Below are 15,287 nucleotides of genomic sequence, written 5' to 3'. Positions count from 1 at the left end.
CCTGCCGCCACTACCACAGCCGCGTACGGCGCTGGCAGGCTACCTCCGAACGGGTGTGGCAGGCTTGGCGGGCGCTTTCGGCGGGGCCTTGGCCGGAGCAGTCTTTCGGACCGGCGCCTTGGTGGCTTTGGGTTTGGTGCTGGCTTTAGCGGGCTTTTTGGCTTTTGGCTTGGCCTTGGTTTTCACGGGCACGGCGAAGTGCTTGCCCAACACCACGCGGCGGGTCGGGCGTTCCGTGGGGCGCCAGCGGAAGTCTTTCAGCTTTTCATCTTCGGGCTTGAGTTCGTGGGGCGGAATAAAGCTGGCGTCGGGGTTGGTGAGGAAGCTGATGGTTTGCAGCTTGCCCTCGGCAAAGCGCAAGGCCATGGTCGAGGACACGGCTTTGTTCATGCCGCTCACGGCGGTGTCGCCATCAAGAGCATAGTAGAGGCTCTCGGCGTTGCCAAGCACATCCACTTTTTTTATTGAGTTAGCCTGGAAGTACGCTACCATGTTGCGGCCCTTCACCTGGTTGTAGTTCAGCAGCGTGTCCTGCCCGATGATGAACGAGTTGGCGTACAGGCGCATTTGGTCCAGCTTACCGTTGCGCTGCCGGATTTGCATGCTGTCGGCGGTGAGCTGGTTTTTCTCGTTCCAGAGAATCGGGTTTTTGTTGAGGTAGATGATGGAATCCTGCCGGTCGTAGGTGAGTGAGTCGGCGCGGCCCTGCAGATCGGGGCGGAAGATTTTGGCCCGGGGGAAGGCGTACAGCACGCCGGCGGCGTTCAGCGGCGGGCGGCCTTCCTGGCTGATGAGCGTATCGGCGGCGAGGTAGAGCGTGTCTTTGCCGGAGATGTTGCGCATCACCGGGGCGCCGTACACCTTGGTGCGGCCCAGGCCTCGCCAGTAGCGCCCCACATCGCCCCGAATCACGAGGTTATCCTTTTTGCTGGTCATCGATACGTGGCCAGTGGCTACGCCATACTGCCGGGTTTCGTCGTACACCAGCCGGTCGCCGCCCAGAAGGTAGTTGGGCGTCTCGATTTTGGCGTTCTTCTGGAAGTTGGAAACCCGCGTGATGGTGTTGTAAGTGCCGTTTTCGGCGTAGAGCGTACCCTGCCGCCCTTTGATGCGGGTGGGCCCCAGAAAGGTGGCAATCTTCGACACCGTGTTATACTGCAGCGTGTCGGTGTCGATGACGTTGTCTTTGGTCACCAGCTTTACGTCGCGCTTGAAGCTGAACACCTTGCTGGCGGTGTTGTAGTAGCCAAAGCGGCTGTCGAGCGTGTTTTCGGGGTCGACGAGGTGGCCGCCGGTGCTGTAATAGGCCAGGTTGCGGTTCAGGTCGTAGTCGAGCACCTGGGTGGTGAGGGTCATGCGCGGGTCGCGCATGGTCACGTTGCCGGTGATGCGGGCTTTGCGGGTGTCGCCGTCGTAGGTGCCCCGGTCGCCAGTGATGGTGATGGTGTCGTTCTGGATGATGCGCACGTTGCTGAAAGCCTCCAGCGCGTTGCGGTCGAGGTACTGATAAGCCGAGTCGCAGTAGAGCAGCGTAGTGCCCTGCCGGAAGCTCACGTTGCCGAGCAGCTTGCGGATTTCCACGCCGTTGAAGGTGCCGCCTACCAGCCGCTGGGTGCCCGGCAGCAGCTCGATGCGGGAGCCTTTGGGGGGCGTGGCCGCGGCAGCCGGCCGGGCGCCCGGCCGCTGCTGCGCCATAGCCAGAGCGGGCAGCAGCGCCAGCCACAACAGAAAAAGATGCTTGGGAAAGGTCATTTCAGCGCAAAGGTACGGAACCTGCCCCCTAACGCCATCAGCCCGCACTTCGTGTGGTGCAACTGCTCAGATAAGAATTCAAACGAGTCATAATAGATAGGTGCAGGCGTTTGACAAGACCTGATATCTAGCCTGATAGCCCGTCATGCTGAGCTTGCCGAAGCATCTCTACCGCTTCGTTTTAATAGCATTGCAACGAAGCGGTAGAGATGCTTCGGCAAGCTCAGCATGACGTTCTGTTCCCAACAGAGTCAGCACGCGAGATTCCTCGGAATGACGGGCTTTTATACAGAATTGGCCCTTACTGCCCGGAAATCATGCCGCGCATGGCGGGCACGTTATCGGTTTCGATGGCGTCGGGCAGGGTGCCGAGCAGACGCTTGACGGTGCCGGCCGAGCGCCCCCCGAACGTGACTACCTGCAAGCCGGCGGCGTGGGCCTGCTGGGTATTTTCCAGGCTCACGAGGTCCTTGCTGAGCACAATGGCCTGCACCTGCAGCGCTTTGGCGGTTTGCAGGCCGCCCGCAAAATCGTCGGTTATTTCCAGGCCCAGCGGTATGCCCGGCAGCTCGCGGCGCATGAGAGCCAGCGTAGGCTGATGGGTGGTCAGGATGAGCAGACGCTCCGCAGGCCAGGGGTAGCGCTTGAGCAAGCGCGCCAGGGCGCGGGCCAGCATTGGGGCGCGGGCGTAGGCATCGTCGGGGTGGCAGGCGTCGGCGTGGTGCAGGTCGAAGTGCAGGTAGGGGTGCTGGCCCTGGGTGCGGCGCAGCAGGCTTTCCAGCGTCTGCAGCTTTTCGTCTTGGAACCAGTCGTAAGGCCAGCCGGCACGGTAGGGCAGCTGCTGCAATTCCGCCGCCGACTTCTCACTGATGCACCCTTGTCCGGACGTCAGCGTTTCCAGTTTGGCGTCGTGGTAGAGCATAATCACGCTGTCCTGGCTGAGCTGCAAATCCATTTCCAGGCCGTCGGCGCCGCGGTCCAGGGCTTGCTGCTGGCTGGCGGCGCTGTTGGGCGGCAGCGGGTTGAAGGGGCTGATGGGCGTCAGGAACGCGGAGCCGGCGTGCCCGATAACCAGCGGCCGGTAGTCGGCGGGCAGCGTGGGGGCGGTGGTGCAGGCGGCGGGCAGCAGCAGGGCCAGCCCCAGGCCGGCCTGGCCCAGCAGAGGTCGCAGACGGGCAATGAAAAAAGTAGGCATAGACGATCAGGCGAAAAAACTCGCCGGCCCAATATAGCCCACCTGCCGGCAAACAGCCGTTCAGGCCGTACTTTTACTGCTCGCTTACTCCTTGCTTCCCCTCCCCCATGCTCGACCAGGTCCGCCGCTACATCATCGAACACGCGCTTTTCAACCTCGAAACCGATACACTGCTGGTGGCCGTGAGCGGTGGGCAGGACTCGGTTGCGCTGGCCGAAGTGCTGCACCAGCTGGGGGCGCAGTTTGCGGTGGCGCACTGCCACTTCGGGCTGCGCGGCGACGAGGCCGACGCCGACGAGCAGTTTGTGCGCAAGCTGGCCAAGAAGTACGAGGTGCCCTATTTCGTGGAGTTCTTCCAAACCAAGGCTTTTGCCGAGCAGGAAGGCATTTCGACGCAGATGGCGGCCCGGGCGCTGCGCTACGAGTGGTTTGAACGAATCCGCCAGACGCAGGGCTACGCCTACGTCGCCACCGCCCACCACCAGCGCGACGCCGCCGAAACCATGCTACTCAACCTCACGCACGGCACCGGGCTGGCGGGTTTGCACGGCATTCCGCCCAAAAACGGCCATATCGTGCGCCCGCTGCTAGGCATCGGTAAGCCGGAGCTGTTCGAGTATCTGGTGGAAAACCAGCTGATGTGGCGCGAAGACGCCTCCAACGACAGCCCCGTGTACCAGCGCAACCGCCTGCGCCAAGAGGTGCTGCCGGTGCTGCGCGACATCAACCCCAACCTCGACCAGACGCTGCAGTTCACGGCCGAGCGGGTGGGCGGGGCCGAGGAAATCGTGCGCCGCTACGTGCAGGACACCGCCGCCGAAGCCCAGCGCACCGAAACCGACGCCACCTACCTCGACATTCGGCTGCTGCAAAAAACGGCCGCTACCACGCTGGTGCTGCACGAGCTGCTGCGGCCGTTCGGGTTCAGCTTCCCGGTGGTGAAGGACATTGTGGCGGCCTTCCCGGCCGAACCCGGCCGCCGCTTCGAGTCGCCGACGCACCGACTGGTGAAAGACCGCGAGCAGCTGGTCATCACGCGCCGTAACCTCACCAAATTCGGCACGCACCAGATTCAGGCCGGCCAGGAAGTGCTCAAGATCGACGGGCTGCACCTGCGCCTGGAGTTGCAGGAAGCAACCGAAAACTTTGAGGTGCCGCGCGGCAAAGCCGTGGCCGCGCTGGATGCCGACGCGCTGAAGTTCCCGCTCATCGTGCGGCCCTGGCAGGAAGGCGACTGGTTTATGCCTATCGGCATGAAAGGCAAAAAGAAGCTCAGCGACTTCCTCATCGACCAGAAAGTACCGCTCAACCTCAAAGACAACGTGCAGGTGCTCTGCTCCGGCGACGGCAAAATTGCCTGGGTCATCGGTTTCCGCCCCGACGAGCGGTTCCGCGTGAACGACGACACCGAGCGGGTGCTGGTGGTGAAGCGGATGTAGTGCTTAGGAAGTTGGTACTTGATGACTCCCTCCGTCTGTAATAGCCTAATACATATGCATTAAGCAGTTGAATTTACCTCAAACCACCACCTAAGCACTAAGCACTAAGCCCCAAGCACTATCTTTACGCGCATAACGTAACCCTCACCCAATTCCTCACCCGATGAAAGTTACCGTAGTTGGGGCTGGCAATGTGGGCGCAACCTGCGCCGACGTATTGGCCACCCGCGAAATTGCCAACGAAATCGTACTGGTTGACATTAAGGAAGGCTTCGCCGAAGGCAAAGCCCTCGACATCTGGCAGAAAGCCCCCATCATCGGCTACGACTCGCGCACGGTAGGCGTGACCAGCGACTACAGCCGCACGGCAGACTCCGACGTGGTGGTAATCACCTCCGGCCTGCCCCGCAAGCCCGGCATGACCCGCGACGACCTGATTTCGACCAACGCCGGTATCGTGAAGTCGGTGACCGAGCAGGTGGTGAAATACTCGCCCAACGCCATTATCATCATCGTTTCGAACCCGCTCGACGTGATGACCTACCAGGCTCACCTCACTTCCGGCCTCGACCGTACCAAGGTGTTCGGCATGGCCGGCATCCTGGACACGGCCCGTTACCGCGCCTTCCTGGCTGAAGCCCTCAACGTGAGCCCCAAAGACATTCAGGCCGTGCTCATGGGCGGCCACGGCGACACCATGGTGCCCCTGCCCCGCTACACCACCGTGGGCGGCATCCCCGTAACGGAGCTGATTGGCAAGGAAGAGTTGGACGCCATTGTGGCCCGCACCACCAACGGCGGCGGCGAACTGGTGAAGCTGATGGGTACTTCGGCCTGGTATGCGCCCGGCGCGGCCGCCGCTCAGATGGTAGAAGCCATCGTGCGCGACCAGCGTCGCGTGTTCCCGGTGTGCATCAAGCTGGAAGGCGAGTACGGCATCGACGGCGTGTACCTGGGCGCTCCGGTTATCCTGGGCAAAAACGGCATTGAGAAAGTAATCGAGCTGCAACTCAACGACGAGGAGAAGGCCCTGCTGGAAACCTCGCGCGGCCACGTGAAAGAAGTGATGGACGCGCTGGACAACATGAGCAAGGCTTCGGCCTAAGCTTTTCCAGCCGCCAACAGAAACCGGCCGTTCTGCGCAAGCAGGGCGGCCGGTTTTTTGTGACCAAGGGAAGCCGAAATGCGTACTTTACTGCCGTAAACCCTTTTATGCACTTCTACTTCACGGACACCAACTCCGAAATCACCGACGCTTGGCAGCATGTTTTTGCCGATGTTCCCCAGGTGAGCATCCGCCACGGCTCCATTTTTGACGTTCCCGCCGATGCGCTGGTGAGCCCGGCCAACAGCTTCGGCTACATGAACGGCGGCATCGACTTCGCCATTTCCAAAACCCTGGGCTGGCACCTGGAAAAGGACTTGCAACACGTCATTCGCGAGAAATATTACGGGGAACTGCTGGTGGGCCAGGCCGAAATTCTGCCCACCGGTCACGCACAGTTTCCCTACCTGATTGCGGCCCCCACCATGCGCACGCCCATGACCATCACGCGGGGCCCCAACGTGTACCACTGCATGCGGGCGCTGCTACTCCTGTTGGCCCACGGCCGCCTGCCCGATGGCCGCCCGGTAAAGGACGTGATACGCACCGTGGCGGTACCGGGCCTGGGCACCGGCGTGGGGCAGGTGCGGCCGCTGGTGTGCGCCCGCCAGATGCGGATTGCCTGGGAAGATGTGCTGCATCAGAAACACGCTACCGTGGCCGATTGGGAAGAAATGTGCGGCAATTATGCCTACTTCTACACTCACAACGAGTCTGATATCAAATACGACATTCCCTGAGCCCGGCAACCCACACTGGCCGTTCTGCGCAAGCAGGGCGGCTGGTTTTGCGTTTGGCAGCAGCGCGAACTTTGTAGTTCGCGCAACTGCAGCAAGTGGAACCTTCTGAGCGGCGCGGCGGCGCGAACTGCAAAGTTTGCGCTACTCTGCATCAATTCGGCAACAACCATACAACCTTTCAGCCAAGTGGTGGCCCTATGCAGGCAACCCAATTGTTGCAGTTCCAGTCTGTTACTTCTGATACAGTTATTAGCGCTTTTCTCTCATTCTATACAGATACCGATGAAAGCTTTCTGCCTGAGCATGTGGCTGCTGCTGACCGCCGCCACGGCTAGCCTGGCCCAACAAACACCCACCGGCATCCGCCCTCTCGACCAGCTGGTGGCGGCTATCAACACGAAGTCGGTGGCGCCGCTGCAGCCGTTTCTGAACAGCGAAACCCGGGTGGGCGCCTTGCCGGCCGCTTACACCACGCAGTTGCTGGCGCAGCTCATTCCCGGCTTCGGGCCCGTGGAAAACGTGCGGCTGGTAAGGCAAACGCCCGAGGGTAGCAACACCCGCTATGTGTGCGCCTTCACCCGCCAGGGCGCGGAAAAGGAATACGACTTTCTGGTAACTCCCGACGCCAAGTTTCTGGAGCTGAACCTGGCCAAAGCCAGCATGAAGAAGATTGCCACAGCCGCCTCCACCTTAGAGCTAACCACGCCGCCCACCGTGACCGTGCCGATGCAACTGCTCAACGGCCTGATAGTGGTGGAGGCCGAAGTAGACGGCCGCCGCGGCAATTTCCTACTCGATTCGGGTGCGCCGGCCCTGATGCTCAACCAGCGCGAGTTTGCTGCCACCCCCGGCGAAACCACCGCCACGGCCGGCGGCATGCGCGGCGTGAACGGCAGCATGGGCAGCTACTCCTACCACACCACGCAAAGCTTTGATTGGGCCGGCATCCGGTTCCAGAACCGGGAAGTACCTACGCTGGACTTGTCGAGTCTGGAGCAGCGGCTGAAGGGCATGAAGCTGCTGGGCCTGATCGGCTACAACCTGCTCGACCAGTATGCCCTCACGCTCGACTACCGCGCCGCGCAGGTGCAGCTCCGCAAGCCCGACCCCGCCGCCACCGGCCCGGCACCGCTGCTGAGCGTGCCCTTCACTATGCGCGGCCACTTGCCCATACTGGAAGCCACCGCCGCCGGCCAGACCTGGCAGCTGGCCATGGACTCCGGCGCCCAATACAACCTATTCGACCAGCAGTACGCTCCCACTTTCCAGAAAACGCTGCGTAAGCCAGAAAACGTCACGCTGCAGGGCGCCGACAACCTGTCGCGCACCGTGGTGAGCGGGCAGGTACCGGAATTGAAAGTGGGCAGCAAGCTGCCCTTCCGCAACCAGCCCACGGTGTTCACCGACATTTCCCACATCAACAGCAAGCCCGACCAAACGCCAATTCAGGGGCTCGTGGGCTACCCGTTCCTGAGCCAGTACCGCACCACCATCGACTTTGTGAATAAGCAGGTGCGGTTTTATAATTGGTAAGGCTATAGGCACGGTTACTGTCATTGCGAGGACGCAGGACGAAGCAATCCTTCCTCTCATAGTAGACACCCTCCTCCATGACAAAACCCTCCGGCATTAATGTAGTACACTAATGCCGGAGGGCTTTCTGCTTAATTTAGGCTTAGCGCATGGGGAGTAAGGATTGCTTCGCTCCGCTCGCAATGACAAGTGGCTATTTCTGGCTGGCTTTGAACAGGCGCTGCTTTTCGTCTTTGGAGAGGCTTTCGTAGCCGGAGCGGGAGATTTTGTCTAGAATGGCGTCGAGGTCTTCCTGCTCGGGCTTGGGCAGGCTGCCTTTGCGCGGGCCAGCGGTCGGAGCGGCGGCACTACTGCCGCGGTGCGTCACGCGCAGGCGTGGGCCCGAGAGCAGGCTGCCCACCCAGTCGCCGATGGCCTGCACGGGGCGGCCCAGGTCGCGGCCGCGCTGCAGCTGCTTGATGAACAGGAAGCCCAGCAGCGCGCCGCCCAGGTGAGCAATTTCGCCGCCCGGATTGCCGCCATCAATGCCCGCAATGCTCACCAGCACCACCACGGCCGCGATGTACTTGATGCGCACCGGGCCCAGGAAAATAATGCTGAACGTGTAGTCGGGCAGCAGCGTGGCGGCTCCCAAAATGATGGCCGTGACGCCCGCCGAAGCGCCGTAGAGCATGGCCGGCCGGCCGGCAAACACTGGAATGAAGTTGTAAGCCAGCAGATACAGCACCGCGCCGGCCAGAGCTCCCAGAATATATAAGCTCACCAGCTTTCGGTCGCCGAGGTACTCGCGTACCAAGGAGCCAAACCAATACAGGTTCAGCAGATTGAATAGGATGTGGAAGAAGTCGGTGTGGACAAAGCAGTAGGTGAGCAAGGTCCAGGGGCGGGTGAGCAGCGTGAGCGGCCCCGAAGGTACCGCCAGCCACTCCAGCACCAAGCTGATATCGAGGCGGCCCGCCGTCACCAGAAACAGCGTGACGCGAATCAGCAGCAGCACTACAAACACCAGCACATTGATCAGCAGCAGCTGGCTCAGGGCATTGTCGCGCCGAGTGAGGGTGGCGCGGATGTCATCGAGGAAACTCATGGGTGGGAAAGCAAAGAGGACGGCAGGCTACGCGAAGCTACAAGTTGGCAGGCAGGCGGCTACTCAGCCGTAGTGTGTGCCGTTGCGCTGCCAGATTTTCAACACGATGAACCCAATCAACATTCCGCCCAAATGCGCGAAGTGCGCCACATTGTCGCCGGGCACCGGATGAATGCCCTGGTAGAGTTCGTAGGCAGTATACAGCGTCACGAACAGCCACGCTTTGATAGGAATGGGAATTGGGAAGATGATGAGCGACTGTTGCGGAAACAGGAAGCCGAACGCAAACAGCACTCCAAACAGAGCCCCCGACGCCCCCAGCATGCCGGCTTCTGGGCTGTTGATGGCCCGGTCGTAGATGGCTTGGATGGTTTCCGTAGCGGAGGCAATCAGGCTTTGGTCGTTGGGGGTGCGCTGCATCTGGGCCGCTACCACCGAGTAGGAATCGCCGGCCTCAGGCAGATAGTTGTGAAAGTAGTTGGAGAGGGCGACGCCGGATGGCGCTTCCTGAAACGCAATCCGGTCAGTGTCCATCTGGTGCAGTTCGTAGGCGCGCACGCCCTGGTACAGGATACCAGCGCCCACGCCGCAGATCAGCCAATACGTCAGAAACCGTTTCGGGCCCCACACATCTTCCAGCGAGGCCCCGATGAACACCAGCCCCAGCATGTTGGAAAACAGGTGACCGAGGCTGCCGTGCAAAAACATATAGGTCAGGAACTGCCAGGGCTGAAAGTACACTGAGCCTAATGGGTAGAGCGCACCTAGAACGTCAACTTGCTTTCCAAACTGATTTTGCAGAAAAAACACCAGCACGTTGATAATAAGCAGCGTACGAACGGTGGGAGTAAGTCGGAACATGAATCGCAGATTTTGCAGATTATTTGGATTGCGCTGATTTTTCTTCCCTTACGCTAGACGGGGCGGTTTGGCCGGATGAGCGATGTAGAGACGCCAAACTTCGCGTCTATTTGTTGCTGACGTTGTTCAACCGACGTAGTTCCATTCATTCAACATCAGTAACGACGAGACGCGAATACGCGCCTTTACAGCCTTCAAATCAGCGGCGGAAGAAGTCCTGTATCTGACTGAGTTCCAGCATGACGAGGGTGCGGCGGCCGTCGGGGGTGTAGCCGGGCACCTGGCAGGCAAACAGCTTATCCACCAGCGTGTTCATTTCGGTATCGGAGAGGCGGGCGCCGGCGGCAGCCGTAGCCACGCGGCGGGCCAGGGCGCGGGCCATCTGCTCGCGGCGGTCCAGCTTCACGGGGCCAGCGTGGGTCCGGAACTGCTCGATGAGGCCTTCCAGCAGCTCTTTTTCGTCGCGGGCCGGCACATCGGCCGGAATGCCCTCCACGGCAATGGTGTGCTTGCCGAAATCGGTGAACCGGAAGCCCAGGCCGCGCAGGGCGTCTTCCACCTCGCGCAGAATGGCAAAGTCCTGGGGCGTAAACGTGACCGTGCGCGGGAACAGCAGCGTCTGGGAAGCGCCGGTTTCGCGCTCCAGCGTGTGGGCGTACTGCTCGTACAGGATTCGCTCGCGCGCGGCGGCCTGGTCCAGCAGCATCAGCCCCGACTTCACCGCCACCAGCAAGTACTGGCCGTGCACCTGTAACACCTTGTTGCCGGTGCTGGCCGGCACCTCGCGCAACGGCAGCTCGGGCGCAACCGGCACCGCCGCCGAGGTGGCCGCCACCACCAGCGGCGGCGACACCGGCGGCGACACTAGCGGTGGAACAGTGGCCGCGGCTGTGAGAGCCGCCGCGCTAGGCACGGGCACACCTTTGGCCGTGGCTTCGCGCTCCACATCGGGCACGCTCACTTTGCTTAGGCTCTTATAGAACTCCTCCAGGTCGCGCTTGGCCTGCTCGGTGGGGCGCGGCGGAATCTGCCGCTCGTAGCCGGTATCGGGGCGCGGGCTGCTGCCGGAGCGGGCGTCGCGGGCCGGCGTAGCTGCCTGCGACGCTGCCGACGCCAGCGCGTCGGGCCGGAAGTCGTCGGGGTCGAAGTTGCCTTTGGGCAGCTCCCCTGCCGGTGTGCGCAGCGGCCGGATGGGCGCAAAGTTCACGTCGCCTTCAAAGTCCAAAGACGGCGCCATATTGTGCAGCCCCAGGCTTTGCTTGACGGCGGCGCGCACAATGGCGTACACGGTTTTCTCATCCTCGAACTTGATTTCCGTCTTGGTAGGGTGCACGTTGATGTCAATGGCCTTGGGGTCGAGGTCCAGAAACAGCACGTAGAACGGGTGCGCGTCTTTGGGCAGCAGGCCTTGGTAGGCGGTCAGCACGGCGTGGTTGAGGTAGGCCGAGCGGATGAAGCGGTTGTTGACAAAGAAGAACTGGTCGCCGCGGCTTTTCTTGGCCGATTCCGGCTTGCCGATGAACCCTTTCACGCTCAGAAACGGCGTCACCTCCTCACAAGCGGCCAGCTGCTCCTTATAGCCGTTGCCGAGCAAGCTCACGATGCGCTGGCTGAGCTTGCCGGCCGGCAGGTTGAACACCTCCAGGTCGTTCTGGAACAGCGTAAACCCAATCTGTGGGTTGGCCAGGGCAATGTGCTGAAACTCGTCGAGGATGTGCCGCATTTCCACGGCGTTGCTCTTCAGAAAGTTGCGGCGCGCCGGCACGTTAAAGAACAGGTTCTTGACGCTGATGCTGGTGCCGTCGGGGCAGGCTGTGGGCTGCTGGCTGCTGATCTGGGAGCCTTCGATGAGCAGCAGCGTGCCGGTGTCCTGGTCGCGCTGCTTGGTGCGCAGCTCTACCTGGGCCACGGCCGCAATGGAGGCCAGCGCCTCGCCGCGGAAGCCAAGCGTGCGGATGCGGAACAGGTCGTCGGTGGTGCGGATTTTGGAGGTGGCGTGCCGCTCTAGGCTCATGCGCGCGTCGGTGGCGCTCATGCCCGAGCCATTATCCACCACCTGCACCAGCTGCTTGCCGGCGTCTTTGATGATGAGTTGCACCTGCGTGGCCCCGGCATCGACGGCGTTTTCGAGCAGCTCTTTCACGGCCGAAGCCGGCCGCTGCACCACTTCGCCGGCGGCAATCTGGTTGGCCAGATACTCGGGAAGCAGCTGAATTATGTCGGCCATTCGGGAAGGATAAAGAAGATACGAAACAAAGAAATCCGGGCGTTAACCCGCTGAGCAATTGGACTTGCTCGATGAATTGCCAACCACGGCCGGGATTTTCTCCGTAAGTTTGTGGCCAACATTCGTGTGCGTTGTGCCGGCCGGACTCCCGGGTTGGCACGTTGGACAGAGCAGAGGACCGGATGCCTGGGGCCCACCAATACGGTGGCCGGGCCCGCCGAAACCTGCTGTGGAAGACGCCTGAATGGAACAAAAGTAGGGCGAAATCCTCTTGCGTTCAACCAGACCACTTACAGCCAGACACCTCACGGGAGCCTATGCTCAAGGAATTTCGGATTAGACTCTTACTGCTGCTACTCGCTGCCACGGGTCTACTCATCACCTCCGCGGTGCCCTACGAAGACGCGGCCAAGCCCCGCTCCGTGGCCGAGCAGAACTGGGTGGACAGCGTGTTCAACTCCCTCACGCCCGACCAGCGGCTGGGGCAGCTGTTTATGGTGGCGGCCTACTCCAACAAAGACAAAAAGCACGCGCAGTACACCGAGTTTCTGGTAAAGAATTATGGCATCGGGGGGCTGATGTTTCTGCAGGGCGGCCCGCGCCGGCAGGCCAACCTCACCAACCGCTACCAGGCCGCCGCCAAGGTGCCGCTGCTCATTGCTCTTGATGCCGAGTGGGGCTTGGATATGCGCCTCGACTCTAGCATGCACTTCGCCAAGCAGATGACGCTGGGCGCCATGGACGACGAGCAGTACGTGTACCAGATGGGCCGCGAAATTGCGCTCAAAATGAAGACGCTGGGCGTGCACGTCAGCTTTTCGCCCGTCGTCGATATCAACTCCAACCCCGACAATCCGGTTATCGGCAACCGCTCGTTCGGTGAGAACAAGGAGCAGGTGGCTAAGCGAAGCGTGGCCTACATCCGGGGGTTGCAGGACCACGGCATTATGGCCGTAGTAAAGCATTTCCCCGGCCACGGCGACACCGACGTGGATTCGCACGTGGCGCTGCCGGTTATCAACTCCGACCTGGCCCACCTGACCAACATGGATCTGTACCCGTTTCAGCAGTCGTTTGAGGCGGGCGTGATGGGCGTGATGGTCGGCCATCTCTACATGCCGCTGTTTGATACCGTGCGCTCAGTGTCGGCTACCATTTCGCGCAACCTCGTGACGGGGCTGCTGAAAGAGAAAATGGCCTACAAAGGGCTGGTATTCACGGATGCGCTCAACATGAAGAGCGTGGCCAACCTCTACAAGCCCGGCGAGCTGGACGCGCTGGCGCTGCTGGCCGGCAACGACGTGCTGCTGTTTTCCGAGGACGTGCCAGTAGCCATTCAGAAAATCAAGGACGATCTGGCTGCCGGCAAGCTGGTGCAGGCCGACATCGACCAGCGGGTGCGCAAGATTCTGCGCGCCAAGTTCTGGGCCGGCCTCAACAACCAGCAGCCCATCGACGTGCCTAACCTGATGACCAACCTCAACCGGCCCCAGAGCCGGACGGTGGCGCAGGAAATTTACGAGCACGCCACCACCGTGGTGAAAAACCAGGATGACCTGCTGCCGCTGCACCGCCTCGACACGCTGCGCATCGCCACCGTCACCATCGGGGCCGGGGCGGGCAGCACGCTGGGCGAAATCATGGGCAAGTACCAGAGCGGCCCGGTGTATGCCGTAGCCAACCGCTACGCGCCCGACTCCACGTTTGCCCGGATTTTGCCGCGCCTTGCCCCCTACAACACGGTAGTCGTGACGCTGCACAATATGAACAATACGCCCACCCACAACTATGGGCTGGGCGACGGGGCGCTGAAATTCCTGAAGGAGCTGCAAGCCAATCCGCGCCTGAAAACGGTAGTGGTGGCCATGGGCAATGCCTACTCGCTGAAGTACCTGGACGGCGCCCGCACGCTGGTGTGCGGCTACGAAGACAACTACGCCTCGCAGCTGGTGGTGCCGCAGGTGCTGTTTGGCGCGCTGCCCGCGGTGGGCCGCCTGCCGGTCACGGTGACGCCCGAGTTGCCCGCGGGCACCGGCCTGCCTACGCCGGATTTCAAGCGCCTGCGTTACGCCACGCCGGAAAGCGAGGGCCTGGACTCCAAGGTGCTCACTCAGATTGATAACATTGCGCTGGAATCGGTGGCGTATGCGGCGGCGCCGGGCTGCCAGGTGCTGGTGGCTAAGAACGGGGCCGTGGTGTTCGACAAAAGCTACGGCTACTGCACCTACGACAAGAAACAGCCCGTCAACAACAGCACGCTCTACGACTTGGCTTCAGTAACGAAAGTAGCCGGCACGCTTCAGACCATTATGTACCTGAAAGACCAGGGCAAGCTGAACCTCGATGACAAAGTGGCCGCGTATCTGCCCGAGCTGAAAGGCACCAACAAGCGCGACATGACCGTTCGTGAGGTGCTGCTGCACCAGGCGGGCCTGAAGGCCGGCATCCCGACCTGGGAAAAAACCATCACCAAAACCGGCCCCAAGCCCACTTTTTACGCCAGCACCAGCACGACCGGCTTCACCAACGAGGTGACGCCCAACCTGTACAGCGTGCAGACGGCGGAAGATTCGGTCTGGACGTGGGTGCAGCGCTCTGGCCTGCTGCCCAGGGTGAAGGGCAAGTATCCGGTGGAATACTCCGACCTGAGCTTTATCATTCTGAAGCGGGTGGCCGAAAAGCTGCTGCAGGAGCCCATTGAGAACTTCCTCGACAAGAGCTTCTACAAGCCGCTGGGATTAGGCACCATGACTTACAACCCGCTGCAGAAGTTTCCGCAGTCGTGCATCGCGCCCACCGAAAACGATACTTACTTCCGGCGCACTCAGCTGCAAGGCACCGTGCATGACCAGACGGCGGCTATGATTGGCGGCGTAGGCGGCCACGCTGGCTTGTTTGCCAACGCCAACGACCTGGCCATCCTGATGCAGATGAACCTGCAGAATGGCCGCTACGGCGGTATGCGCTACTTCCAGAGCCCCGTCGTGACGGAGTTTGCGCGCAGCACCGTGGCCGGCAACCGTCACGGCCTGGGCTGGGACCACGGCGACCCGAGCAAGCCCGAAGGCCCCACCAGTAACCTCTCACCGGCCAGCACGTTTGGTCATACGGGCTTCACCGGCACCTGCGTCTGGATGGACCCCGAAAACAAAATCCTCTACATCTTTCTTTCCAACCGGGTGTACCCCGACGCCGGCAACAACAAGCTGCGCCAGTACAACATCCGCACCCGCATTCACGACGTCATCTATAAGTCGCTGCAAAAGACATGACCTGTTGTCCGGCTTTTCTGTTTCTTTGACCCCGCAATCGGCGGCAAGGCGTTCCTGAAGGAGCAGCTTGCCGCCG

General features: G+C 61.4%; 10 protein-coding genes. 5 read left to right on the top strand and 5 right to left on the bottom strand.

Annotated features, from left to right (window positions below):
- Positions 1–39: 39 nt before the first annotated feature.
- Complete coding sequence (locus tag H8B14_RS06910; protein WP_187314884.1) at positions 40–1,752, bottom strand: OstA-like protein; 1,713 nt, start codon at positions 1,750–1,752, stop codon at positions 40–42.
- Between the two features lie 301 nt (positions 1,753–2,053).
- Positions 2,054–2,947 carry a glycerophosphodiester phosphodiesterase gene (locus H8B14_RS06905; protein WP_187314883.1) on the bottom strand — a complete coding sequence of 298 codons (894 nt, stop codon included), beginning with the start codon at positions 2,945–2,947 and terminating at the stop codon, positions 2,054–2,056.
- 107 nt (positions 2,948–3,054) lie between these two features.
- Here H8B14_RS06905 and tilS point away from each other — a divergent pair, with 107 nt between their 5' ends.
- The 4 genes from tilS to H8B14_RS06885 all read left to right on the top strand — a co-directional run bounded on the left by tilS (position 3,055) and on the right by H8B14_RS06885 (position 7,764).
- A complete protein-coding gene (gene tilS / locus H8B14_RS06900; protein ID WP_187314882.1) occupies positions 3,055–4,386 on the top strand; it encodes a tRNA lysidine(34) synthetase TilS in 1,332 nt (443 codons plus the stop codon).
- A gap of 163 nt (positions 4,387–4,549) precedes the next feature.
- Complete coding sequence (gene mdh, locus H8B14_RS06895; RefSeq protein ID WP_073286594.1) at positions 4,550–5,491, top strand: malate dehydrogenase; 942 nt, start codon at positions 4,550–4,552, stop codon at positions 5,489–5,491.
- Positions 5,492–5,598: 107 nt separating this feature from the next.
- The gene (locus H8B14_RS06890) at positions 5,599–6,231 is read left to right on the top strand and encodes a macro domain-containing protein (protein WP_187314881.1); all 633 of its coding nucleotides are present in this window, start codon (positions 5,599–5,601) and stop codon (positions 6,229–6,231) included.
- A gap of 282 nt (positions 6,232–6,513) precedes the next feature.
- Positions 6,514–7,764: a pepsin/retropepsin-like aspartic protease family protein gene (locus H8B14_RS06885; RefSeq protein ID WP_187314880.1), complete on the top strand. Its 1,251-nt coding sequence runs from the start codon at positions 6,514–6,516 to the stop codon at positions 7,762–7,764.
- 193 nt (positions 7,765–7,957) lie between these two features.
- Here H8B14_RS06885 and H8B14_RS06880 read toward each other — a convergent pair whose 3' ends face one another.
- From H8B14_RS06880 to mutL, 3 genes are all read right to left on the bottom strand, one after another.
- Complete coding sequence (locus H8B14_RS06880; RefSeq protein WP_187314879.1) at positions 7,958–8,851, bottom strand: rhomboid family intramembrane serine protease; 894 nt, start codon at positions 8,849–8,851, stop codon at positions 7,958–7,960.
- A gap of 63 nt (positions 8,852–8,914) precedes the next feature.
- Positions 8,915–9,712, bottom strand: coding sequence for a rhomboid family intramembrane serine protease (locus H8B14_RS06875; protein ID WP_187314878.1), 798 nt, complete (start codon positions 9,710–9,712; stop codon positions 8,915–8,917).
- A 199-nt stretch (positions 9,713–9,911) separates the two neighbouring features.
- Positions 9,912–11,939 (bottom strand): DNA mismatch repair endonuclease MutL, encoded by a 2,028-nt coding sequence (gene mutL / locus H8B14_RS06870; RefSeq protein WP_187314877.1) that lies wholly within the window; start codon positions 11,937–11,939, stop codon positions 9,912–9,914.
- 317 nt (positions 11,940–12,256) lie between these two features.
- Here mutL and H8B14_RS06865 point away from each other — a divergent pair, with 317 nt between their 5' ends.
- Entirely contained in the window at positions 12,257–15,211 is a 2,955-nt protein-coding gene (locus tag H8B14_RS06865) for a glycoside hydrolase family 3 N-terminal domain-containing protein (protein WP_187314876.1), read from the top strand.
- Positions 15,212–15,287 lie beyond the last annotated feature (76 nt).

The sequence above is a fragment of the Hymenobacter puniceus genome (assembly GCF_014333525.1).
Taxonomy (GTDB): domain Bacteria; phylum Bacteroidota; class Bacteroidia; order Cytophagales; family Hymenobacteraceae; genus Hymenobacter.
The sequence above is the reverse complement of the archived record's forward strand: the minus strand, read 5'-3'. Positions and strand labels throughout refer to the sequence as shown.